This is a genomic window from Bradyrhizobium sp., assembly GCF_049798375.1.
GTDB lineage: Bacteria > Pseudomonadota > Alphaproteobacteria > Rhizobiales > Xanthobacteraceae > Bradyrhizobium.
This window is the reverse complement of record NZ_JBARGP010000497.1, coordinates 1-23203: the sequence shown is the minus strand read 5'-3', so window position 1 is coordinate 23203 and position 23203 is coordinate 1. Positions and strand designations below refer to the sequence as shown.

Annotated in this window: 24 protein-coding genes and 2 pseudogenes; 12 read left to right on the top strand and 14 right to left on the bottom strand. The window is 63.9% G+C overall.

Going from position 1 to position 23203, the window contains the following annotated elements; genetic code table 11:
- The first annotated feature begins 242 nt into the window (after nucleotides 1-242).
- A pseudogene (gene glnA / locus WA702_RS20355) lies at nucleotides 243-1652 on the top strand (type I glutamate--ammonia ligase).
- Between the two features lie 212 nt (nucleotides 1653-1864).
- On the opposite strand, the gene WA702_RS20350 reads toward glnA, so the two are convergent.
- Both WA702_RS20350 and WA702_RS20345 read right to left on the bottom strand, forming a co-directional pair.
- Complete coding sequence (locus tag WA702_RS20350) at nucleotides 1865-2842, bottom strand: MBL fold metallo-hydrolase (protein ID WP_425112343.1); 978 nt, start codon at nucleotides 2840-2842, stop codon at nucleotides 1865-1867.
- A 95-nt stretch (nucleotides 2843-2937) separates the two neighbouring features.
- Nucleotides 2938-3417, bottom strand: a complete 480-nt coding sequence (locus WA702_RS20345; protein ID WP_425112342.1) for a tautomerase family protein — start codon at nucleotides 3415-3417, stop codon at nucleotides 2938-2940.
- A gap of 28 nt (nucleotides 3418-3445) precedes the next feature.
- Between WA702_RS20345 and WA702_RS20340 the strand changes: the two genes are divergently transcribed.
- Complete coding sequence (locus tag WA702_RS20340) at nucleotides 3446-3577, top strand: hypothetical protein (protein ID WP_425112341.1); 132 nt, start codon at nucleotides 3446-3448, stop codon at nucleotides 3575-3577.
- A gap of 79 nt (nucleotides 3578-3656) precedes the next feature.
- Here WA702_RS20340 and WA702_RS20335 read toward each other — a convergent pair whose 3' ends face one another.
- Nucleotides 3657-4487: an alpha/beta fold hydrolase gene (locus WA702_RS20335; protein ID WP_425112340.1), complete on the bottom strand. Its 831-nt coding sequence runs from the start codon at nucleotides 4485-4487 to the stop codon at nucleotides 3657-3659.
- 126 nt (nucleotides 4488-4613) lie between these two features.
- Here WA702_RS20335 and WA702_RS20330 point away from each other — a divergent pair, with 126 nt between their 5' ends.
- The 3 genes from WA702_RS20330 to WA702_RS20320 all read left to right on the top strand — a co-directional run bounded on the left by WA702_RS20330 (nucleotide 4614) and on the right by WA702_RS20320 (nucleotide 7417).
- A complete protein-coding gene (locus WA702_RS20330) occupies nucleotides 4614-5192 on the top strand; it encodes a TetR/AcrR family transcriptional regulator (RefSeq protein ID WP_425112339.1) in 579 nt (192 codons plus the stop codon).
- A 277-nt stretch (nucleotides 5193-5469) separates the two neighbouring features.
- A complete protein-coding gene (locus tag WA702_RS20325) occupies nucleotides 5470-5859 on the top strand; it encodes a hypothetical protein (protein ID WP_425112338.1) in 390 nt (129 codons plus the stop codon).
- 409 nt (nucleotides 5860-6268) lie between these two features.
- A complete protein-coding gene (locus tag WA702_RS20320) occupies nucleotides 6269-7417 on the top strand; it encodes a sensor histidine kinase (protein ID WP_425112337.1) in 1149 nt (382 codons plus the stop codon).
- Nucleotides 7418-7540: 123 nt separating this feature from the next.
- Here the strand turns inward: WA702_RS20320 and WA702_RS20315 are convergent, their stop codons facing one another.
- Nucleotides 7541-8311 (bottom strand): gamma-glutamyl-gamma-aminobutyrate hydrolase family protein, encoded by a 771-nt coding sequence (locus WA702_RS20315; protein WP_425112336.1) that lies wholly within the window; start codon nucleotides 8309-8311, stop codon nucleotides 7541-7543.
- A gap of 194 nt (nucleotides 8312-8505) precedes the next feature.
- Here WA702_RS20315 and WA702_RS20310 point away from each other — a divergent pair, with 194 nt between their 5' ends.
- The gene (locus WA702_RS20310) at nucleotides 8506-9645 is read left to right on the top strand and encodes an AI-2E family transporter (protein ID WP_425112335.1); all 1140 of its coding nucleotides are present in this window, start codon (nucleotides 8506-8508) and stop codon (nucleotides 9643-9645) included.
- Here WA702_RS20310 and WA702_RS20305 read toward each other — a convergent pair whose 3' ends face one another.
- The 6 genes from WA702_RS20305 to WA702_RS20280 all read right to left on the bottom strand — a co-directional run bounded on the left by WA702_RS20305 (nucleotide 9646) and on the right by WA702_RS20280 (nucleotide 13685).
- On the bottom strand, nucleotides 9646-10191 hold the full coding sequence (locus WA702_RS20305; RefSeq protein ID WP_425112334.1) for a phosphohydrolase: 546 nt from the start codon (nucleotides 10189-10191) through the stop codon (nucleotides 9646-9648).
- Nucleotides 10192-10220: 29 nt separating this feature from the next.
- Nucleotides 10221-10523: an antibiotic biosynthesis monooxygenase family protein gene (locus WA702_RS20300; RefSeq protein WP_425112333.1), complete on the bottom strand. Its 303-nt coding sequence runs from the start codon at nucleotides 10521-10523 to the stop codon at nucleotides 10221-10223.
- Between the two features lie 131 nt (nucleotides 10524-10654).
- The gene (locus WA702_RS20295) at nucleotides 10655-11896 is read right to left on the bottom strand and encodes a diguanylate cyclase (protein WP_425112332.1); all 1242 of its coding nucleotides are present in this window, start codon (nucleotides 11894-11896) and stop codon (nucleotides 10655-10657) included.
- 251 nt (nucleotides 11897-12147) lie between these two features.
- On the bottom strand, nucleotides 12148-12633 hold the full coding sequence (gene rpsI, locus WA702_RS20290) for a 30S ribosomal protein S9 (protein ID WP_425112331.1): 486 nt from the start codon (nucleotides 12631-12633) through the stop codon (nucleotides 12148-12150).
- 1 nt (nucleotide 12634) lies between these two features.
- Nucleotides 12635-13099, bottom strand: coding sequence for a 50S ribosomal protein L13 (rplM, locus tag WA702_RS20285; protein WP_425112330.1), 465 nt, complete (start codon nucleotides 13097-13099; stop codon nucleotides 12635-12637).
- Between the two features lie 157 nt (nucleotides 13100-13256).
- Nucleotides 13257-13685, bottom strand: coding sequence for a PaaI family thioesterase (locus tag WA702_RS20280; RefSeq protein WP_425112329.1), 429 nt, complete (start codon nucleotides 13683-13685; stop codon nucleotides 13257-13259).
- A gap of 77 nt (nucleotides 13686-13762) precedes the next feature.
- On the opposite strand from WA702_RS20280, the gene WA702_RS20275 reads away from it, so the two are divergent.
- The 3 genes from WA702_RS20275 (at nucleotide 13763) to WA702_RS20265 (ending at nucleotide 16840) form a co-directional block, all read left to right on the top strand.
- A complete protein-coding gene (locus tag WA702_RS20275) occupies nucleotides 13763-14590 on the top strand; it encodes an enoyl-CoA hydratase (RefSeq protein ID WP_425112328.1) in 828 nt (275 codons plus the stop codon).
- Nucleotides 14591-14728: 138 nt separating this feature from the next.
- On the top strand, nucleotides 14729-15313 hold the full coding sequence (locus tag WA702_RS20270; protein ID WP_425112327.1) for a CoA-binding protein: 585 nt from the start codon (nucleotides 14729-14731) through the stop codon (nucleotides 15311-15313).
- A 243-nt stretch (nucleotides 15314-15556) separates the two neighbouring features.
- Nucleotides 15557-16840 carry an O-acetylhomoserine aminocarboxypropyltransferase gene (locus WA702_RS20265; protein WP_425112326.1) on the top strand — a complete coding sequence of 428 codons (1284 nt, stop codon included), beginning with the start codon at nucleotides 15557-15559 and terminating at the stop codon, nucleotides 16838-16840.
- A gap of 284 nt (nucleotides 16841-17124) precedes the next feature.
- Here the strand turns inward: WA702_RS20265 and WA702_RS20260 are convergent, their stop codons facing one another.
- The gene (locus WA702_RS20260; RefSeq protein ID WP_425112325.1) at nucleotides 17125-17349 is read right to left on the bottom strand and encodes a hypothetical protein; all 225 of its coding nucleotides are present in this window, start codon (nucleotides 17347-17349) and stop codon (nucleotides 17125-17127) included.
- Between the two features lie 272 nt (nucleotides 17350-17621).
- Between WA702_RS20260 and WA702_RS20255 the strand changes: the two genes are divergently transcribed.
- Nucleotides 17622-17942, top strand: coding sequence for a hypothetical protein (locus tag WA702_RS20255; RefSeq protein ID WP_425112324.1), 321 nt, complete (start codon nucleotides 17622-17624; stop codon nucleotides 17940-17942).
- Nucleotides 17943-18682: 740 nt separating this feature from the next.
- Here WA702_RS20255 and WA702_RS20250 read toward each other — a convergent pair.
- Entirely contained in the window at nucleotides 18683-19768 is a 1086-nt protein-coding gene (locus WA702_RS20250; RefSeq protein ID WP_425112323.1) for a COX15/CtaA family protein, read from the bottom strand.
- A 100-nt stretch (nucleotides 19769-19868) separates the two neighbouring features.
- On the opposite strand from WA702_RS20250, the gene WA702_RS20245 reads away from it, so the two are divergent.
- Complete coding sequence (locus WA702_RS20245; protein WP_425112322.1) at nucleotides 19869-20090, top strand: DUF2842 domain-containing protein; 222 nt, start codon at nucleotides 19869-19871, stop codon at nucleotides 20088-20090.
- On the opposite strand, the gene WA702_RS20240 is transcribed toward WA702_RS20245, so the two are convergent.
- Complete coding sequence (locus tag WA702_RS20240; protein WP_425112321.1) at nucleotides 20087-21172, bottom strand: polysaccharide deacetylase family protein; 1086 nt, start codon at nucleotides 21170-21172, stop codon at nucleotides 20087-20089. The genes WA702_RS20245 and WA702_RS20240 overlap by 4 nt on opposite strands.
- Before the next feature lie 234 nt (nucleotides 21173-21406).
- Between WA702_RS20240 and WA702_RS20235 the strand changes: the two genes are divergently transcribed.
- Nucleotides 21407-22588: a GNAT family N-acetyltransferase gene (locus WA702_RS20235; protein WP_425112320.1), complete on the top strand. Its 1182-nt coding sequence runs from the start codon at nucleotides 21407-21409 to the stop codon at nucleotides 22586-22588.
- A 12-nt stretch (nucleotides 22589-22600) separates the two neighbouring features.
- On the opposite strand, the pseudogene WA702_RS20230 reads toward WA702_RS20235, so the two are convergent.
- Nucleotides 22601-23203, bottom strand: a pseudogene (locus tag WA702_RS20230) (lipopolysaccharide biosynthesis protein); the annotation flags it as partial.

The window sequence follows — 23203 nt, the reverse complement described above, 5'->3', positions numbered from 1 at the left end:
CCAGCGACCAGGCTTGGCAAGGACCCGCTTGGCAGGGACCATCTGCCAGGCCGGGATCTCAAGAAAAATTCGTGGTGCAAGCGGCCGGGACTGCGGCGCAAATGCCCTGTTTCGGGGCAGTTGCAGGCCGCTGTTCTGCGGTTTCCGATATTGTATTGAGCCCTGCGCCCCGCTATGGAGCATGACCCGCGGTCGACGCCGCATGGCCGGGCCGAGACACGAATTAGCCAGAAGGGGTTTTCATGAAGAACGCCAAAGACGTCCTGAAAGCGATCAAGGACAACGACGTCAAATACGTCGACCTGCGTTTCACCGATCCGCGCGGCAAGTGGCAGCACGTGACGTTCGACGTCGGCATGATCGACGAGGACATCTTCGCTGAAGGCACGATGTTCGACGGCTCCTCGATCGCCGGCTGGAAGGCGATCAACGAATCCGACATGTGCCTGATGCCCGATCCGGTCACGGCGACGATCGATCCGTTCTTCGCGGAAACGACCATGATCATCACCTGCGACGTGCTCGAGCCGACCACCGGCGAGCCGTACAACCGCGACCCCCGCGGCATCGCCAAGAAGGCCGAGGCGATGGTGTAGTCGATGGGCGTGGGCGACGCCGTGTTCGTCGGCCCCGAGGCCGAGTTCTTCGTGTTCGACGACGTCCGCTTCCAGACCACCCCCTACAACACCGGCTTCAAGCTCGACTCCTCGGAGCTGCCGACCAACTCCGACACCGAATATGAGGGCGGCAATCTCGGCCATCGCATCCGCACCAAGGCCGGCTACTTCCCGGTGCCGCCGATGGACTCGGTGCAGGACATGCGCTCGGAAATGCTCGGCGCGATGTCCAAGATGGGCGTCAAGGTCGAGAAGCATCACCACGAGGTCGCGTCCGCCCAGCACGAGCTCGGCATGAAGTTCGACACCCTGACCCTAATGGCCGACCAGATGCAGATCTACAAATACTGCATCCACCAGGTCGCGCACATCTATGGCAAGACCGCCACCTTCATGCCAAAGCCGGTCTATGGCGACAACGGCTCGGGCATGCACGTTCACCAGTCGATCTGGAAGGACGGCAAGCCGGTGTTCGCCGGCAACAAATATGCCGACCTGTCGGAGACCTGTCTGTCCTACATCGCCGGCATCATCAAGCACGCCAAGGCGATCAACGCCTTCACCAACCCGACCACCAACTCCTACAAGCGTCTGGTGCCGGGCTATGAAGCGCCGGTGCTGCTCGCCTACTCCGCGCGCAACCGCTCGGCCTCCTGCCGCATCCCCTACACCGCTTCGCCGAAGGCCAAGCGCGTCGAGGTGCGCTTCCCCGACCCGCTCGCCAACCCCTATCTCGGCTTTGCCGCGATGCTGATGGCCGGCCTCGACGGCGTCAAGAACAAGCTCGATCCGGGCCCCGCGATGGACAAGGATCTCTACGACCTGCCGAAGGAAGAGCTGAAGCAGATCCCGACCGTCTGCGGCAGCTTGCGCGAGGCGCTGGAGAATCTCGACAAGGACCGCACCTTCCTCAAAGCCGGCGGCGTGTTCGACGACGATTTCATCGACAGCTACATCGCGCTCAAAATGACCGAGGTCGAGCGCTTCGAGATGACCCCGCACCCGGTCGAGTTCGAGATGTACTACTCGGGCTAAGGCCTGAGCAAAAACGGCGGATCATACGCAAACGACGAAGGCGCCTCGCGAGAGGCGCCTTTTTCGTCGGATCAGGCGCAGCCGTAACCCATCTTACGGGCCAGTTGTAGCCCACGTGAGCGAAGCGACACGCGGGATTGCCCTCCAGGGCCCCGGGTATCGCTGCGCTCACCCGGGCTACCGGACTGGATCGCACCGCAGAGAGCGACGCGTCACAGCTCGGCCTTGGCGACCGTCGCGGAACTCCAGAGCGAGCCGGGATTGGCACGATCGGGATAGAGCGCCAGCATCTGGTCGTAGAGCTCGCGGGCGGTCTTCGTTGAATCGTTCAGCCGGATGAAGTCGCGGATGTATTGACGCGTCTGTTCGACAATCTGCGGATTGTCGTCATTGGTGGGAATCTTGTGTCCCGCAACGACCGCCGACGGCTTCAAGGCGTCAATCTTGTCGAGCGCGGCGATCCATTCCAGTCGGGTGCGCCGGTTCGATTCGTTGAGGAACGGATGAATGCCGTTGTAGGCGGCGTCGCCGGCCGCAACCAATCCGATCGAAGGGACGTGCAGGCAGGTCGAGTCATCGGTGTCCGTGTGCCCGACCCTGATAACGACGAGCTTGTTTCCCTCCAGGTCGATCTCATCGCCCTGCAAGGGGTCGGCGACAGAAATTACGTCCGGAATTTGGCCCGGAAATAGCTTGCGCCATCGACCATTCAACTTCTCCGGCGTGATCTGAAGCTTCATTCTCGCGACAACCTCCGGTGTTGCCAATGCCTTCACGTCCGGAAAGCGGTCCTGTAGGATCTTCAGTCCGAAAAAATGGTCTCCGTGCGTGTGCGTGACGTAGATCGCCTTCAGCGTCTTTCCGCTTGCGACGATGGCATCCGCCAAACCCTTGGTTTGATCCACTGTCAGGAAGGTATCGACGAGGATGGCGTCGCGTTCGCCGTAGATCAGCGTCGAGGAATTGGCGACCCACATCAGGGATTCCTTGCCCGGCGGCACATCGCGGTTGAGCCCGGGGCGCGTGACGGTAAAGACCTTGTAGTTCAACGGGGACGTATCGCTCTTCGACTGCGCTCGCGCGGGACCTTGCATTGCAGGAAGCAAGGCAAGAGACGCCAACTTGATCATATCACGCCGGTTCATCTCAAACTCCGTATGCGAGGACATATTACCGGGGATGACGTTCATTCGCGGTCGATTCGCGAAGCGATAGGCCGAAGACGTCGCATCGACAAAGGCGCCACCCGGAACGGAGCGGCGCCCTGCATCAACTCATAGCCCGACTACGCACCGGCTACTCCCGGCGTGAAGGCGAGTGCGACCGGTAGTTTTTCCTGCAAATCGTACGGACTGGCCTTGTTGTCCTTGACCCATCGTTTTTCGGCGTGGGACTCGAAAGGTGGAGGAATTTCGCCCTGAAGCGACCAGAGATCTGCCGGCAACTCGTCGATGGTCACCTCCCAGTCATATCCTCGGTCTTTGACGAAGGGCGCGATCAACTGGTCGACCGCCTTCACCCACCATTCCCGGAGAATCGGGCCCGGCAAGGTCCTGGCCATGTGATCGAGCTTGAAACGAACGAATTTGTCGTTCGATACACCGCCGACATAGACCGCGTCAGCGGCGACCTCCTCGAAGATCATCACGACATAGAATTTCGGGATCGGAATCCGTGCGTACATCGCCGTAACCGTTTCGGCGAATGTCTTCTTGTCCTGAGCCGAGTAGGCACCGACGGGATGATAGACCTTCCACAAAGGCATGATGTTTCTCCTATGAGATTGAACGTCGATGGCGAACCCGGCGTCGGCATTGGCTGGGTTGGCCGGCAATGCCGACGCAGCGGCATTGAATTACGATCATAATCCAACTATTGTTTCGCTGGCGTTTCAAGAAGCAGCGGTCGCGCTACGGTTGAATTGAAGCTGGCCTGTCCCGTCGGATCAGATCGTGGCCCGACGAAGCGGCTGCATCGGGCCACGAAGGGCGGCCTGCCTGTCAGTTATTCGAGGAAAGTGAGCGCCTGCCGGACGAAGTCGGCGTGGTACTGGAAGATGGCGCCGTGCCCGGCGTCGGGGAAAATACTCAACTCGGCATTCGCCAGCCGGCGGGCGAGTTCGAACGAGTTTGATGTCGGCACCATCACATCGTCATCGCCATTGGCGACCAGCACCGGGTGCTGCACCGTCTGCAGCGAGGTCGCATCCCCCTGCCCCCAGGCCTGGATCGCCGCAATCTGCGCCTGAACGGTTTCGTTGCTGACAGGCGTATCAAGATCGCTGGTCCGCTCCTTCAGGCGCCCCAGGAAGGCGGCGGCCGCCGCCTGGCCGTTGCGTGTTTGGGTAAAGAATAGACACAGCTTCGGGTTCTTGGTGGTGCCGGCCTTCCCGAACGCGTCCTGTAGAACGGCCCCGACATTCGCAATGCCCTCGCCGCCGGCCGGGCCAGTGCCTGCGAGAATGATCCTGCGCACGAGATCGGGATGTTGTTGCGCTATGACCTGAGAAACGAAACCGCCGAGCGAAAAGCCCAACAGATCGACCTTCTTCAAACCAAGCGCGCCGATGAATGCGACGGCATCGCGGGCCATCGCCTCGACCGTTTGCGGGGTTGAACCTCCGGAAGCGCCGACTCCGCGATTGTCGAACACGATCACACGGTGCTTTGCCGCGATCCCATCCACGATCCGCGGATCCCAGTCGTCCAATACGGCCGTCAGATGGTGAAGAAACACCACGGGAATGGCGCTTGTCTGGCCGATCTCCCGGTAAACGAAGTTCGTGCCGTCCACAGCGACTGTCTTGTTCGCTGCTTTCTCAAAGCTGGTGCTCATTGCTTTTCTCTCAATTTTCGCGGGGTCAAGGTGCCGATCGCGAGGGTTGCCGACGAAATAACGATCGTTATATAACGATCGTTATTCTAAAACTGAGTCCAATCAAGAGATTGTCAGAGGTTGGTGATGCGATATCCGGCAGACCAGAAGGCGAAGGCCAGAGAGGGCATCCTGCAGGCGGCCGCCAAGGTCTTGAGAACCAAAGGTTTCAACGGGATCGGGGTCGACGGCCTGGCTGCATCGGCCAGGGTCACGTCGGGTGCCTTCTATTCGAACTTTTCGAACAAGGAGGCGCTGCTCGACGACGTCATCGCAGCGTGCGTCGGCGAACCGTTCATCGATACCGAGAGCGGCAGCCTCGCGGAACGGCAGGACCGTCTGAGAGAATGGCTGGCGATGTATATCAGCGCCGCGCATCGCGCCGATCCGGCGACCGGCTGTGTCATGCCCACCTTGAGCGCCGACGTCGCGCGTGCAAGCCCGCAGATCAGGCTCACCTACCAGCGCAAGATGCTGGACCTCGTCCACAAAATGTCGAGCGTTCTGGGCGGGTCCGAGCCAGAGCGCGAAAAACGCGCGTGGAACATCGTCGCCATCATGGTCGGCGCCATCGCGATCGCGCGAGCCATGCCCGACGGCGAAGCGGCAGAGCGCGCGCTTGACGCGGCGTTGCAGACCGCAATCGCTCTCATCGATCCAAAATGAATCCAGCGTCGGCAGGTCGCCGCTGACGACGCCGCGATCTCCTGGGCAAACGCTGTCGATACAGACAGCAGGAGTGCAACAGTGGCGAGACGCATCTTGGAATTCCATTTCTAGATGCGACAAACGCGGAGACTTCACCTGCCCGTGATACCAGCGCTTCGTACCAAGCGCGACGTCCTGTCCCGTGCAATGCGTGAAAAACGGCGACAAGCGCGCGGAATAGATCGCGCCGGGATGAGTTTGTATCTCCGTGATCCACATGCACCAAGGACATGGAATGACCAAGCTATCGATCTCGAGCTTCATTGTCACCGCAGCGATCTCGCTCGTGGCATTCTCGTCTGCCTTTGCTGCTCCGACCAAGAGCGGAAGCAGCGCGAAGGGCGACATCCTGACTAACGAGAAGGGCATGGCGCTCTATACGTTCGACAAGGATACCGACGGCAAATCGGCCTGTAACGGTCCCTGCGCGACCAACTGGCCGGTGCTGAAAGCCGAAGCCAGCGACAAGGCTGGCGACAACTACACCATCATCACCCGCGATGACGGCTCCAAGCAGTGGGCCTACAAGGGCAAGCCGCTCTACACCTTCGCCAAGGATCAGAAGCCCGGCGACATCACCGGGGACGGTTTTCTGAACGGCACCTGGCATCTTGCAAAGCCTTAAGGCGCAATTGGTCCGCCGGATTGATCTTGCTGGGTCAAAGCAGCTTGGACTCCCCGTCCAGAAGAGCTTGCGATAGTAGCGTCCCGAACCGATGCGATGCGACCCGAAATCGACCTCATGGTTGGAGAGCGCTCACGCGCCTCCTCACCATGAGGAGTTATCGATACGATCGTACCAGCGCGCCAATGCGTTTGTGGGTTTGCTTCTCCGGAAACCCGCACCGATCTCGATGACGACGGGCGCAGATTGAGCGGGTCTTTGCTGAAAACACGAGGTCACCGCGTCCAAGAGGGGTAATTGACCACCCGAGAATGCCGGCAAAACTGCTTTTCCCGTTGCGCCCGCGGTGGCAGAATGAAACGCATACCAGCGCTTTTTCGGGGGGACCAACCACCTGTCAACCACACCGATGATCCCGGTCGCCCAAACCCTGGTTACCGACCGACTGCTCTCGCGAGCGGCTGGGAGCCCCGATTATCTGCGTGAGAAGTTGGCGCTGCAGGACCTCGCCCGCTACATGTCGGACGAGCCGGCAAAAGTTCTTCCGCGTCTCGTGCAGCTGGCGATGGAATTGTGCGAAGCCGGATCGGCGGGCGTCAGCATCCTCGAGCGCGAGACCGGCCAGTTTCGGTGGTTTGGGCTGTCCGGCATCCTCTCCGCGTTCGAGGGCCAGAAAACGCCGCGCAATGACAGTCCCTGCGGCGTCTGTCTCGATATCGAAGGTCCGATTCTGATGGAGCGGCCGGAACGGGCGTTCGACTGGATCCGCGACGCCAATATTTCCGTGCCCGAAGTGTTGCTGGTGCCGCTCTCCCGGACCGGGCTGGACGCGATCGGCACCTTGTGGGTGGTATCCGACACGATCGGCCATTTCAACAGCGGCCACGCGCGCATGCTGACGGAGCTTGCGAGCTTTGCGGCGATGGCCTTGCGGATGATCCAGACCGATGAGCAATTACACGCCGCTCTGCATCAACAGGAGGTGCTGACGCACGAGATGAGCCACCGCGTCAAGAACCTGTTCAGCCTGATGGCGGGAATGGTGCGGATGAGCCGGCGCGGCGCGACCTCGGTGGATGATCTGACGGACAAGCTGGTCGGACGGATCACCGCGCTGTCGGACGCTCATGCCCTGGTGCGGCGGCAGTTCGGCGATAGCGCCCCCGCCACCACAATGGCCGAGATCATCGACCGCATCCTGCGTCCCTATGGCCAGTCGCGCTGGTCGATCCGCGGGCCCGCCCTTCCCGTCGGCGAGAAGGCCACCAATTCGCTGGCGCTGATCTTTCATGAGCTGGCGACGAACGCGGCCAAGTATGGCGCATTCAGCAGCGAGGATGGCTCGGTCGCAGTCGAATGGACAACCGACGACAGCGACGTCGCATTGAGCTGGCAGGAGGCCGGTGGACCGGTCACCGGCCCTCCCGCCGCGACCGGTTTCGGCACGCGGCTGATCGAGGCGACGGTGCAAGGCGACAATGGTGCGATCGACTATCAGTGGCGCACTAAAGGACTAACCGTGCAGGTGAGGCTGCCGTTGTCGGCGCTGAAGACGTAAGACTCGATGTGCGCGAATTGAGCTGCACTCGTAGGGCGGATTAGCGGAGCGTAATCCGCCGTTCCGCGCACGAACAACATGGCGGGTTACGGCTGCGCCTGACCCGCCCTACTGTACCGTATGTCAAGCCGCGCGGGCGCTCGTTCGCAGCGCCTCACCGAACGCCTCGAACAGCTTGCGGTTGATCGGGTTCTTCTGCGGATCATATTCGGCATGCCACTGCACGCCGAGCGCGAAGCTTGGCGCATCTGCGATGCGGATCGCCTCGATGGTGCCGTCCTCGGCGATGCCCTCGATCACCACCCGCTCGCCGGGCGCCAGGATGCCCTGTCCGTGCAGCGAGTTCACCTTGATCCTGTCGCAGCCCAGCAGCGTCGCGAACGCTCCGCCGGGCGTCAGCGCGACCTCGTGGCGGTCGGCGAAGATCACGGTCGGATCGGGATGGATCTCGCCGTTCGCGAGCCGCGGCATCCGGTGGTTCATCCGGCCCGGAATCTCGCGGATCTCCGGATGCAGCGAGCCGCCGAACGCGACGTTCATCTCCTGCAGCCCGCGGCAGATGCCGAACAGCGGAATGCCGCGAGCGACGCAGGCTTCGGACAGTTCCAGCGCCACCTCGTCGCGATGGATGTCATAGGGCTCGTGCTTGGCGTCTGGCTCGGTGTTGAAGCGCGTCGGATGCACGTTGGCGCGGGCGCCGGTCAGCACGATGCCGTCGACGATTTCGAGCAGCGCGCCGATATCGGTGATCTCAGGCAGGCCCGCGAACATCAGCGGCAACGCGCCAGACACCTCCGCGACCGCACTCAAGTTACGCTCGCCGACCATCTGGACGGTAAACCTGTTCTCGATGCGATGGGAATTGCCGATCACGCCGACCACCGGTCGCTTCATTTTTGGTTTTCCATTCTCCTTGGGCGGTTCCGTGGATCATGCCTGCGCCGCGGGTGCGGATCAACGTTCTACTGTGGGAGAGCCGCAATGCAATTCCGCGCCAAAGGGCGCAGACCGCGGCAAACCGGCGCGGCCTGCTTGATCCGGGCCCGGTTTTGGCCTCAGTGTGCGGAGCACCGTGACAAGGAATTCGCATGCCCGCCCCCACAGACGACCGCCTCCAGGCCCGCAGCGACCACGCCTGGGCGATCGCGGTCGGCGGCATTGCCGTGGTGCTGTTCGCCGCGTTAGTGGCCTTCACCTGGTATTATGCCGCGGCAATCTTCCTGCTGTTCGCCGGCGTGCTGCTCGGGGTCGCCCTGAATGCCATGACCAACCGGCTGGGGCGGCTGGTGCGCCTGCCACATGCGGTGCGGCTTGGAATCGTCTGCATTCTGCTCGCCGCGCTGCTCGCCGGCGTCGTGTTCCTCGGCGGCACCACCATCGCCGATCAGGCCAAGGTCCTAAGCGACACGATCAAGTCGCAGCTCGTCCACGTCAAGGCGTTCCTCGACCGTAACGGCATCGACACCAGCTATTTCGACTTCGTCAACAACTCGGCGAACGGCGCGCCAACCAGCGCGGCCTCCGGTCCCACGCCGGCAACGCCGCCGAGCCACAGCCTGCCCTCGCCGAGCGCGCTGGCTTCATCGGGCGGGGCGATCGTGAGCCAGACCCTGAAACTGCTGCTCGGCACGGCAAGCGCGGTCGGCAATGTCTTCATCGTGCTGTTCTTGGGGTTGGCCTCCGCCGCCCAGCCATCGATCTATCGCAACGGCCTGCTGTTCCTCGCACCGGCGAAATACCGCGACCAGGCGACCGTGATCATCGACCGCATCAGCGATACGCTGGAGCGCTGGCTGATCGCGCAGATCACCACGATGTTCGCGGTGTTCCTGGTGACCTGGATCGGGCTCGCGATCATCGGCGTGCAGAGCTCGTTCATCCTCGGTATCCAGGCCGGTCTGCTCGCTTTCATCCCGACCGTCGGCGCCATCATCGCCGGCGTCATCGTGGTGCTGGCGAGCCTCGCCTCGGGCTGGGTGGCGGCCGCCAGCGCCGCCGTGCTGTTCCTCGGCGTGCATGCGATGGAAAGCTATGTGCTGACGCCGCTGCTCCAGCGCGAGGCCCTGGACATTCCACCGGCGACGCTGTTCGCGTTCCAGATTCTGCTCGGCATCGTGTTCGGCGTCTGGGGCCTCACCCTGGCGCTGCCGCTGATGGCCATCGCCAAGGTCATGATCGACTATTTCAAGACCGATCGGACCCGGCAGGACGCGGCGGCCGCGATCTGATCAGCGCAGCGCAGCCAGCTCGCGCGCAAGGTTCGCCCGCGCCTGGCGATCGAGCCATGCGGCGAAGTCCGCATCCGGATAGATGACGGGCCTGCTCACAAAACGTTCGAGCACGGCCGCGCGTCCCTGCCGATAGGCCGCTTCGGGCACGTGGCTGAATTCACGGCGGATCGCTGCGGCATAGGCGTCGTAGGCCGCACCGTTGGCGCCGAGGATAGAAAGATCGATCGAGATCAGGATCGCGCCGAGCCGATCGTCCGGCCCGACATCATGGGTCCGGGTCAGCCGGATCAGGCGCACGACCTCGTCCCGCAGAGCGTGAGCGACGTTCTGCTCCGCGAGTTCAGCGCTCCGCTCCTCATTGTCGGCACGGGTGGGATCGTAGACGACGTCATGCCACCAGATCGCCTCGGTCAGGATCTCGCGATCGCGCGCCTGAAGGCCCGCGACGCGATCAAGCTTTGCAAGGCAATCCTCGATGTGCCGGAGATCATGGTAGTGCCGCCCAGGCGAACGATAGGCCAGGATCATCTCGTCCCGGGTCATGGCAAGACCTCGTGCAGTGCGCCCTGCCCTCAGCTCGACGACGTCAGCACGGTCACGGTATGCTCGACCTCCGGAGGCGAGGCGAAATACGACCCGACCAGCGCGCGCCAGGCAGCGAAATCCTCGGAGCCGCGGAAGTCGACGGTGTGGTTCTCGAGCGTTTCCCATTTCGCCAGCAGCCGGTAACGGCTCGGCTTCTCGATCGACTTGTGCAGCTCGATGCCGATCGAGCCCTTGGCGCGCGCGAACAGCGGGCGCGCCTTGGCGGCGGCCGCCTCGAATTCCGCTTCCATGCCGGGCTTGACGTCAATCTGGGCGATTTCAGTGATCATCGAAAGTCTCCGCGTGAACGATCGGAGCTTCCTAGACCACCCCGGCGCAAAGAAAAAGGCGGCGCCACCGCGACCTGGGCCAGCCGCAGCGAAGGTCCCAGGCCGATCTCAAGGCGGTGGCAAACCCATGGTTAATGGGGTGTTACCTCGGCGGGGGCCGCGACCTGCGGTGTGCGTATCGTGGGAGAAAAGCCGGCGGTCTGGCGGCGGACGCGATCGCCATCCAGCGACAGCGGCAGCTCGGCCGCGGTCTCGACCCGGTTCCGGCCGGTGCGCTTGGCCTTGTAGAGCACGGTATCGGCGGCAGCGAGCAGCACGTCGAGCTCGGTGCCGGCAGGGCCGCCGGCGACACCGATGCTGACGGTGGTATCGACCATTCCATCGTCGCAGACCACGCCGGAGGCGGCGAACGCCTCGCGGACGCGCTCGGCGGCGAGCACGCCCTCCTCGAGCGAGCAGGGCAAAAGTGCTGCGAATTCCTCACCACCGATCCGCCCCGAGAGATCGCTGATACGCAGATTGTTGAGCACGACCGCGGCGAACAGTTTCAGGATCTCGTCGCCCGCGGCATGCCCGAACCGGTCGTTGATCGACTTGAAATGATCGATGTCGAAGATCAGCACGGTGACCGGACGCCCCTGCTGCGCCTCGCGCGCGATCACGCGGCCGCAGGCCTCCGAGAAGCCGCGGCGGTTGAACATGCCGGTCAACGGATCGATCGATGCCGCGCGCTTATGGGCGCTGACGACGCGCTCCGAGACCAGCATGAAGATCACGAACACCGTGCCGACGGCATAGAGCACGAGCTCGATCGAGAACACGGTGACCCAGGCCGCGGCAAAAGCGCCGTTGGCCTCGCGCAGCAGATTGCCGAGCAGGATCGGCAGCAGCAGCACGAAGCCATGCAGCACGGGCACGACCAGCGCCGGCCAGCGCCGTTGCAGGTGCTTGCGACGCTCCTGCCACAACTGGGCGGCGGTCAGCATCGCATAAACAGCCACCAGACCCGCGCCGATGGTCAGCCGCGCCGCTTCCGCCGCCGGATCGAGCAGCATGCCGCTGCCGATCCAGACCATCGGACCGAGCGCCAGGCCGATCAGATGCGGCCGCTCGCCATGGAAAACGCGCGCGGCATTCCAGACCACGGCGCAGGCCAACAGGCCGATCGCGCTCAGCAGCAGCGGCACGACCTGGCCGTAGCGGTTGCCGACCACGGTCCACAGCGCCACGGCCACCGCGCCCAGCATGTAAGCCGCCCCCCACCAGCGCAGCGCCGGGATATTCTCCTGGCGGCCGAGGAACAGCAGCATGGCGCCGAGGAGCGCCGCTACCAGCGTGGCAACGATGTCCAGCGTGAGGCTGTCGAGCACCATGGTCTCACCTCGAATTGCTATTGCAGCGCATATACTTGGGAGCGCTGCAGGTTCGAGAGATCACGATACGGAGCCGTTTGTTGGAAACAGGTTTGCGGCCGCTCCAAAGTTTTCTGCAAAAATCAAACGTAACTCACGGCAATTTCGTCGACAAAATGCGACAAACAGAATTCAAAAAAGAACGGGCGCCCCGCGAGGGACGCCCGTTGTGGTATTCGGCGGGCGAACGACGCCCGCAGCAAGATAGCGGATCAGCGCTTCGAGAACTGGAAGGAGCGGCGGGCCTTGGCCTTGCCGTACTTCTTACGCTCGACGACGCGCGAGTCGCGGGTCAGGAAGCCGCCCTTCTTGAGCACGCTGCGCAGTTCCGGCTCGAAATTGGTCAGCGCCTTGGAAAGGCCGTGACGCACCGCGCCGGCTTGGCCCGAGAGGCCGCCGCCGGCGACTGTGCAGATCACGTCGTACTGACCGGCGCGCGCGGCTGCGACCAGCGGCTGCTGGATCATCATGCGCAACACTGGACGAGCGAAGTAGATTTCGATGTCGCGGGTGTTGACGGTGACCTTGCCGGCGCCCGGCTTGATCCAGACGCGGGCGACCGCGTCCTTGCGCTTGCCGGTAGCATAGGCACGGCCGAACTTGTCGACCTTCTTCTCGTACTTCGGCGCGTCCGGCTGGGCCGAGACGGCGCCCTTGAGCTGCGAGAGCTGATCGAGAGACTGAATGCTTTCGGCCATCTTATGCAGCCCTCGTGTTCTTGCGGTTCATCTTGGCGATATCGACCTTTTCCGGGCTCTGCGCTTCGTGCGGATGGTCCGGGCCGCCGTAGACGCGCAGATTGCCCATCTGGACGCGGCCGAGCGGGCCGCGCGGGATCATGCGCTCGACCGCCTTCTCCAGCACGCGCTCGGGGAAGCGGCCTTCGAGGATCTGGCGCGCGGTGTGGGTCTTCACGTGACCGACATAGCCGGTGTGCTTGTGATAGACCTTCTGCTCGCGCTTGCGGCCGGTCAGCACGGCATGCGCGGCGTTGACGATGATGACGTTGTCGCCGCAGTCGACATGGGGTGTGTAGGTCGGAAGATGCTTGCCGCGCAGCCGCATGGCGACCAGCGTAGCGAGACGGCCGACCACCAGACCCTTGGCGTCGATCACGACCCACTTCTTCGTCACCTCGGCGGGCTTGGCCGAAAAGGTTTTCATGAGAGATATCCGTGAAAGGGAGATCGCGGCGCGGTGAAAGCGCCGAACTGGCGCAGGTTCTAGAGAAGCGGCCGCGTCGCGTCAACGTCCGACATTCAGAAATACACCCGTGAAATCAATGTCCTAAAAATATGGTGTTATATTACCTGAGAAAACTTCATGTGTTCGGAATGGAATAGGTCGCGGTTACATGTGCGATCGCCTCGTCAGAATCGCCCGATAACAGCGTGACCTCGCCGACCGCGAGCCGCTTGCCGAGCTTCAAGAGCCTGGCCTCCGCGCGCAAATCCTGCCCCGGGGCGCCTTTGCGCAGGAAATTGATGTTTAGATTGGTGGTCACCGCCAGCCCCACCGGACCGATCGCGGACAACAGCACCACATACATGGCGAAGTCGGCGAGCGACATCAGCGTCGGCCCCGACACCGTGCCGCCCGGCCGCAGCATCCTGTCGCTATAGCGCTGGCGCAGCACGCAGGTCCGCCCGTCGGCGCTTTCAATCCGGATATCGTCGCCTGAAAACGCCTGCGGAAACTCCGCGCGCAGGAACTGCTCGATCGCGGCGGGGCCCATTTTCATGACAGTCATGCTGATCCCTTGTTACAATCGACATCCCGGCTGTTACATATAGAGAGGCGCTTCGCCCAACTGGAAAAATCGCAGGGATGTCCGCTCAAGCCGCTGTCGCCTCCTCCCCATCATCATCGCCGACCCTGCTGCGCGAGACCATCGGTCCCGTTGCCGTGCTGACGCTGAACCGTCCGGCGCAACGCAACAGCCTGTCGGAGGCGCTGATCGGGGAGTTGCATGGCACGCTGGCCGCGATCGCGTCTGATACATCCGTGCGTGCCGTCGTGATCGCGGCCAATGGCCCGGCCTTCTGCGCCGGCCATGACCTGAAGGAGTTGACCGCGCATCGCACCGATGCCGATCGCGGCCGCGCCTTCTTCGCGCGGCTGATGAACGCCTGCAGCGCGATGATGCAGACGATCGTGCATTTGCCGAAGCCCGTGGTGGCCGCCGTGCAGGGCATCGCCACGGCCGCCGGCTGCCAGCTGGTCGCAAGCTGCGATCTCGCCGTGGCCTCGGACGCCGCGTCCTTTGCCACGCCCGGCGTCGATATCGGCCTGTTCTGCTCGACGCCGATGGTGGCGCTGTCGCGCAACGTGACGCGCAAGCAGGCGATGGAGATGCTGCTGACCGGCGAACCGGTCGCCGCGTCACGGGCCAGAGACATAGGTTTGATCAATCGTGTCGTCCCAGCCGGCACCGAGCGCGAGGCCGCGATCGCGCTCGCCCAGCAGGTGGCGCTGAAATCGGCCTATACCGTCAAGCTCGGCAAGGAGGCGTTCTATCGCCAGGCCGAGATGAGCCTTGCGGATGCCTATCGTCATGCGGCAGAGGTGATGACCGAGAACATGCTGGCGCGCGACGCCGAGGAAGGCATTGGCGCCTTCATCGAGAAACGCAAGCCGACCTGGCGGGATGAGTGATCCTCCGTCCCTTCCCGTCATTTCGGGGCGATGCAAAGCATCGAACCCGGAATCTCGAGGTAATTTCACTCGTCTCTGGATTCCGGGTTCGCCCTTCGGGCGCCCCGGAATGACGACAACTAATAGAATCGAACACCGATGAACCACGACACCTACTCCGACGACTACATCCGCGGCATCCTCAACGGCGTGAAGGTCGTTGCCATGGTCGGCGCCTCGCCGTCCGACGTGAGGCCGAGCTACTTCGCCTTCAAATATCTGGTGCAGCGCGGCTACGACATGATTCCGGTCAATCCCGGCCATGTCGGCAAGTCGCTGCTCGGCCGGCCCTTCGTCGCCTCGCTGCGTGACATCGGCCGTCCGCTCGACATGGTCGACATCTTCCGCAGCTCGGCCCACATCATGCCCGTCGTCGACGAGGCCTTGACGCTGTCGCCGCCGCCGAAGGTGATCTGGATGCAACTCGGCGCGCGCGACGATGCGGCGGCTGCAAAAGCCGAAGCGGCCGGCCTCAAGGTCGTGATGAACCGCTGTCCCAAGATCGAGTATGGCCGACTGTCGTCGGAGATCTCGTGGATGGGCGTCAATTCGCGCACCATCAGCGCCAAGCGCGCGCCGATCCCGACCCAGGGCATGCGGCTGTCGCTCGATCGCAGCAGCCTCGGCGGCGCCGCGACATCGGCCTCGGACCGCGCGGCGAAAAACCGAAACGAGCCGTCGTAACGCTTCCGCTGAAACGATCGCATCGTTGACGGCGCGGTCCGGAGCATGGTCCTTTCAAATCCGAAGCTGCGCCGTTACGCGCCTTGACGAGGCCTCGCGTGGACGCGATTGTCCTTCGTTGGGAGGACGCGGAACAGCGCCGTTGCGCGCTATCACGCCGCCCTTGTCGTAGCGCCCATCGCTTGGCCCCCCAACCACGCGCAATGCCGACGAAGCCTGGCAGACCTGCCAAAAGGAAACAGAATGACCGATCGTGTTCCCGGATTTTCCACCCTCGCCATCCATGCCGGGGCGCAGCCCGACCCGACCACCGGCGCACGCGCAACGCCGATCTATCAGACCACGTCGTTCGTGTTCAACGACGCCGACCACGCCGCCTCGCTGTTCGGCCTGCAGGCGTTCGGCAACATCTACACCCGCATCGGCAATCCGACCAACGCGGTACTGGAGGAGCGTGTCGCAGCGCTGGAGGGCGGCACCGCCGCGCTTGCGGTTGCATCCGGCCACGCCGCGCAGGTGATCGCGCTGCAGGCGCTGCTCACCCCCGGCGACGAGTTCATCGCGGCGCGAAAACTCTATGGCGGCTCGATCAACCAGTTCACCCACGCCTTTAAGAGCTTCGGCTGGAACGTAGTGTGGGCCGATCCTGATGACATCTCGACCTTCGAGGCCGCGGTCTCGCCACGCACCAAGGCGATCTTCGTCGAATCGATCGCCAATCCCGGCGGCAGCATCACCGACATCGAGGCCATCGCGCAGGTGGCGCGCAAGGCCGGCGTGCCGCTGATCGTCGACAACACGCTGGCTTCGCCCTACCTGATCCGCCCGATCGACCACGGCGCCGACATCGTGGTGCATTCGCTGACCAAGTTCCTCGGCGGCCACGGCAACTCGATCGGCGGCATCATCGTCGATGCCGGCACCTTCGACTGGGCCGGCAGCGGCAATAAATATCCCATGCTGACCGAGCCGCGTCCCGAATATCACGGCATCCGGATCCAGGAGACGTTCGGCAACTTCGCCTTCGCGATCGCCTGCCGCGTGCTCGGCCTGCGCGACCTCGGGCCGGCGCTGTCGCCGTTCAACGCCTTCATGATCCTGACCGGCATCGAAACCCTGCCGCTGCGCATGCAGAAGCATTGCGACAACACCAAAGCCGTCGCGGAATATCTCAGCCGCCATCCCGCGGTGGCGGGCGTCAACTATGCGGGACTGCCGGAGGACAAGTACCACAGCCTCGCGCGCAAATACTGCCCGAAGGGCGCCGGCGCCGTGTTCACGTTTTCGCTGAAGGGCGGCTATGACGCCGGCGTCGCGCTGGTGTCGAACCTGAAACTGTTCTCGCATCTCGCCAATGTCGGCGACACCCGCTCGCTGGTGATCCACCCCGCCTCGACCACCCACAGTCAGCTCGACGATGCCGCCAAGACCAAGGCCGGTGCCGGCCCCGACATCGTACGCCTGTCGATCGGCATCGAGGACAAGGAAGATCTGATCGCCGACCTCGAGCAGGCGCTGGAGGCGTAGTGGATTCGCCCCCGCGGCAGTGACGGTGAGCCCCCCTCTGCCCGTTCTTCACGGGGAGAGGGTTGGGTGAGGGGCAGACGCACGATCAGTGTGAGTTGTTAGACCTGTACCCCTCGCCCGGATTGCTTCGCAATCCGACCTCTCCCCGCAAGCGGGGCGAGGTTATTTCGAGTACGCCGCGCTGCCACGATTTTCTCACAAGCAAAAAAGAAGGCACGGCCGGTCTTGCCTGCCGCGCTCTCTTCCCCTCTGGATCCGATTGGCTTGCTGGACCGACTTTCGTATCACCGCAGCAGATGCAGCACGCTCGCTTGCGCTCCCCTCGCGAGCGCCAATGCGGAGACGGCGATCGACCGGCGCGCAGACAGCGCTGCCGAGATCACGTTCGGTCGCGCCGTCAAGCTCGTCTCATTTGGCGGCACGACCACGTCATTGGCGCGCTCGTCGGACTCCTGCGTGCTCGCATGCTGATGTTGGCGGACGGACGCCAAAGCGACGACATCTGACATGCTCGAACCCTTCTGGTCGGAGATTTCAGTGCAACGGACCCGGAGCATGGCGGGATGCCGCGTGCGACCCGCATCCGACGCCGCTCCATCAACCAGCCTTCAAACAACGCCGGACGGCGATCAGAATGCTGTGAGGACTTTAATAAAACCTGAAAAATCCCGTTGTTCTACGGGAAACCACCAGCGCCGATGGCGCCCGTCAGGGATTCGTTAACCATGATCGGCCCATGTTCCCCAGTGAGACACGCGATTTCGCTCAGGAGAGCTTGCCGATGCGCGCGACGATCATCCTCATGCTGCTGGCTGCGATCGCGGCAAACGGTGCGGTGCTCGCGGCCGATCTGCCCGGCGTGCACTATAAGGCGCGCCGCGCCGTCAAGGCCCCGCCGGCTGCCGTCGTCGTCGAGGAAGAGGACTCGCTGATTTCGCCGATGCTGCCCTCGACGCCACTGCTGCTCGGCAGGCAGGAGCTGCCCGGCTACTACGGCCGCGCCTTCTCCTATGACTACCAGGGGCCCTATTACGGCGGCGGAGGCACTCCGAACTACATCTGGCGGCTGCCCTACGCCTGCGGTGTCTACGGCTACTGCTAGGCCCGGATCACCAAGCTCTGGGAGACCACGATATTTGCTGCACAGGTGAATGCTTGCTGCTGGCCGGCCAGACGCGCGCCTTCTTCGACGAATAACGCATTTAGATCGTCGATCGTGTCGGCACTGCCGGCATTTCATCTCTTGCAAAATTCGGCAAATCAGCATAAATTCTGTTTTATTCCCATCCCACTCGAGGGGCGCATCCGGATCGTCAGTTGCGTTGGATGAGAATGCGGTGGCCGCGAGATGACGTGCGCGAACTTCGTTCGCGCGGACGAGCGGCGTTTCGCGGACGGTGAAGTCGTGTGGTCCCGGCGCCCCGGTGCTGGCGCTAAGGTTGCGGTGCTCGACTAGCCCGCCACTGACGGGGGCAAGAACGCCGGTCCCCGAGGAGATCACGTATAAGCCGTAACACCATCGCGCAGGGAAGGCCGGATGTTCGGCTTCGTACCTGTGGTTCTGCCGCGTGCTTTCTTGTTGCACGCGGACCATGGGTGCGATCGGCACCCGGTCTTCCCTGCGCCCTCGTGCTTTCGAGGGTAAAACGATCGGCAAAGCTCGGCGCGAAAGCGGCGCGAGGATGGGAAGCTGTGCCTGATGGAGTCGTGATCCTCCCGGTGTCATCGTGCGCGGAGGCGGACGATCCAGTACGCCGCGGCGTCCCGATGGATCAACGACCTCATACTGGGTCGCCCGGTCAAGCCGGGCGACGACGTGTGGAGATCGTGGCGCCTTGCGCCCTAGCCCGCCTGCCCGACCGGCATGGCCGCCTGCGATACGGCGACCACCGCCCGCCGTGGCGACAGCCGCTCAGCCTGCAGCACGGCGAATGTCAGCACGGCGATGGCAACGGCCTGATGGGTCAGCGCGAAATCGATCGGCGCCACCAAGAGCAATGTCGCGATGCCGAGCCCGGCCTGCACCAGCACCACGGCGAACAGCCGGTGCGCGCCGCGGACCGCGTCGCGCCCGGCGCGGGCGCGCATCACGTCGAAGGCATGGAACGCCACCAGCAGCACCAGCGCATAGGCGGTCATGCGATGCTCGAACTGCACCGTCAGCATGTTGTCGAACAGGTTGCGCCACCACGGCGCCTCGAACAGCAATTGCCCCGATGGCGGGATGAAGGTGCCGTCGATCAGCGGCCAGGTGTTGTAGACGCGCCCTGCCCTCAAGCCGGCCACAAGCGCGCCGAGATAGAGCTGCAGATAGGTCACGGCGATGATCGCCCAGGACGTCCAGCGCAACCGCGCCGGCGCCTGGCCTTCCTCGCGCGGCTTCAGGCGCCGCAAGGTCCAGACGATGGCGGCATAGATCAGAAGCGCCAGCACCAGATGGGTGGCGAGCCGCACCTGCGACACCTCGGTGCGCTCGGTCAGCCCCGAGGCCACCATCCACCAGCCGACCGCGCCTTGCAGGGCGCCGAGGCCGAAAATCACCCACAGCCGCCGCCCGAGCGGTCCGGACACCGCGCCTCGCCACAGGAACCAGAGGAACGGCAGCAGGTAGACCATGCCGATGACGCGTCCGAGCAGCCGGTGGCTCCACTCCCACCAGAAGATGCCCTTGAATTGCGACAGCGTCATGCCGGCATTCATCTGCTGGTACTGCGGAATCGCCTTGTAGCCTTCGAACGCGTCGGTCCAGGCCTGCTGGGTCAGCGGCGGCAACGTGCCCTCGACCGGCTTCCATTGCACGATCGACAGCCCGGATTCGGTGAGCCGCGTTGCGCCGCCGACCAGCACCATTAGCGCGATCAGGGCGGCCACGATCAGGAGCCAGATGCGGATGGCGGCAACGTCCTGGGTGCGTGGAACCGTGGTCATCGCTGGCGGCGCTCGATTGAAGTGGCGGGACCGGGCCCTTATAGTCCCGCCGACCTCGCGCGCAAGCCGCGCGCTCTGAACCCTCCGTTACATCGGCGTCATGACCATCCGCACCCGCAAATTCTTCGGCGCCATCGCGCTGATCTGCCTGGCCTTCGTCTGGTCGATGATCGGCATGGTGGTGGCGCAGTTCCCGCTGATCGCCAATTCCGGCATGCTGCAATGGATCTATTACATCGTGGTCGGGATCGGCTGGGTGCTGCCGGCGATGCCGATCGTGAGCTGGATGCTGCGCCCGGATGCGCAGCAGCCGGAAGCCTAATTCGCTTCGAACTTGACGCGCGGCGTCGATGTAACAGGCGGAAAGCTCGCGCCCGACAGCAAGACGCGCATCGCCCGCAGCGAGCGCGAGCGGCCGTCCCAGGCGATGCGCGGCAATGCATGCAGGTCGCTGCGCCCTTCCGTCTGCACCAAGCCCGGGATCGTCGTAACGGCGCTGGCGAAACCGAGCTCGGCGGCCATCGTCACATGGCTGCGATTGAAGGCGGCGCCATCGCCGAACGGGAACGCGACATGGTTGACGGCCCGATGCAGCGCGCTCTCCAGCACCGCCTTGCCCATGCCGAGCTCACGTCGCGCTTCGGCATCCCTGAGGTTGGTGAGAACAGGATAATTCACGGTGGCGCTGCCGATCGTCACGCGGGGATCAGCGGCGAGGGTCGACAGCTCGCTCCAATCGAGCGCGGCTTCGCGGCCCAGCCCATCGAGATCGACGCCATGCCGCGTGCAGAGATCGCGGATCGCGGTCGAAAGCTCCGCCGGCGGCAAGCTCCGCAGCCAATTCGCCAGATAAGCGAACAGCTCGTATTTTTCGGACGGCTTGATCACGGTGAACCGCTGCTCGCGCCGCTCGATCATCAGGCTGATGCGGGTCTGACGCGCGATCACCGCCTCGAGCGCCAGCCACCAGGCCTGACCGAGCCCATCGGGAAAGGCGGTCGGCACATAGAGAGTGAACGGCACCGCGTGGCGGACCAGCACCGGATAGGCGTGGCTGAGCAGATCCTTGGAGGCGCCATCGAAGGTCAGGCTGACGAAACGCCGCGGTGCGGCCAGCCGCACCGCCCGTTCGCAGGCCTCGTCGAGCGCAACGATGTCATAGACCCAGTGCTTCAGCGCCGCGATCAGGCGATCGAGGAAGGCCGGCGTGATCTCGTCGGCCGCCAGCGGCTGGAAGGTGTCGCCGCGGCGTGGCCTGACGCGCCCGAAGCGCAGGATCACGCCGGTGCCGCCAACCCGGCGCGAGGCGAGCCAGGCCCGGCCGGAGACAAAGGCCAGCTCGAGCCGCACACGCTCGAGCCATCTGCCGCCACCTGACGAGAGCGCCGTCCCAGGATGGATCATATCGATAAAACCCGAAAGGCAGGAGCACTGGAATCGGATGAGGCCGCACCCATCTGTTCGACAGTAAAAGCGGCGCGACCGTGTCAATGCCTCTCGCCGGGCCGTTGGTTGGAGAGGATTCAAGCCGCGGCGACGTTCCCGAAGATACGTGGGTCATTACCGTTTGTTGACACTTCTGCGCAAAAGTCCGCCAAGGCCGACGGAACCAATTTTCAAAACCTTACGGATTGCGCGATGACCATGGCGGCCGTGATCGACAGCCGAACGGCGCAGCCGCGGCCACGGGCCAAAGGCATCGCACGCGTCGACATCCTCACCGACCTCGCGGCCGCCGAGCCGATCTGGCGCGCGCTCGAGACCCAGGGCCGGTTCTGCAGTCCTTACCAGCGCTACGATTTCCTGTCGGCATGGCAGCACGCCGGCCGTCACGAGAATGCTTCGCCTTTCCTCGTTGTCGCCGTCGATGCCGAGCAGCGACCGCTCGCTTTGCTGCCGCTGGTGTTGACGCGCGCGCACGGGTTTCGTGTCGCCATTTTCATGGGCGGCAAGCACACCACGTTCAACATGGGGCTGTGGGATCGCGACTTCGCCGCATCAGCTACGTCGGCCGATCTGGACCGGCTGCTGACGGGCTTGCGCGCGCACGATGCCGCCGACGTGCTGGCGCTGACGCAACAGCCGATGGACTGGCACGATCTACGCAATCCGTTGGCGCTTTTGCCGCGCCAGCCCTCCGTCAACGACTGCCCGCTGCTCGCGATGCCGGCGGACGCGGCGCCGACCGACCTGCTCTCGAACTCCTTCCGCAAGCGGCTGAAGAGCAAGGAGAAGAAGCTGCAGGCGCTGGCCGGCTATCGCTATTCGATCGCAACCACCGATGTCGAGATCACCGGCCTGCTCGATTGGTTCTTCAAGGTGAAGCCGGCGCGGATGGCCGAGCAGAAGCTGCCGAACGTGTTCGCCGAGCCCGGCGTCGAGGCGTTCGTGCGCGAAGCCTGCCTGGCGCGGTTGGCGTCTGGTAACCGCGCCATCGACATCCATGCACTCACCTGCGACGAGGAGGTGATCGCGCTGTTCGCCGGCGTGGCGGACGGCGTACGCTTCTCGATGATGTTCAACACCTACACGCTGTCTCCCAATGCGCATTGGAGCCCCGGGCTGATCCTGATGCGCCATATCGTTGATCATTATGCCAGCCAGGGCTACCGTGCGCTCGACCTCGGCATCGGCGCCGACGACTACAAGCGGCAGTTCTGCAAGACCGACGAGCCGATCTTCGACAGCTTCATTCCGCTGAATGTGCGAGGCCAGCTCGCCGCCTCGATGCTGTCGGCCGTCAACCGCGGCAAGCATGTCGTCAAGCACAGCCCGGCGCTGCTCGGCCTGGCCGTCAGGCTGCGCCAGGCTCTGCGATAGATCTGTTGCTGCTCAGGCAGCGACGCCGGGCGACACCAGATCGCCGAGATCGGATGCCTCGGCCGGCTTCTTGAGCATCGTCACCGCGCCGAAGCCGACTGCCGCGAGCTGCTCGCACATCTGCGTGCGGGCTTCCTTGGGCATCGCGGCATCCGGCACCACGACCGCGCGCGCGCCGTTGGTCAGCAACTCGGCCGGCAAATCGGAGGCATTGCCGGCGTCGAGCAGCACATGATCATAGACCCGCTGCAGCGCATCGAGCGCCAACATCAGCCGCGGCGACTGCAATTGGGAGCGATCGGCCCCCGGACGTCCGGCACTGACGAGGTGAAGCCCCGAGGTTTGATCTTTGGTGATGATGCCGGCAAACGACGCCTCGCCCAGCATCAGCTCGATCAGCCCCGGCGCCATCGGATCGACTGAGGCGGCGGCGAGAGCCAGCGGCGCGCCGGCGAGGTCAACCAGCACGATGCGCGCGTGCTGTGCCATGGTTCGTGCCAAGCCGAGCGCGGTGCGCGTGACGTCTTCGCCCGCGGCTGTGCCGAGCACGGTCACCTTGCGCGCCTCTGCGCCGGCCGCGAGCAAATCGTCCGCCAACTGCTCGACTTCGCTGGC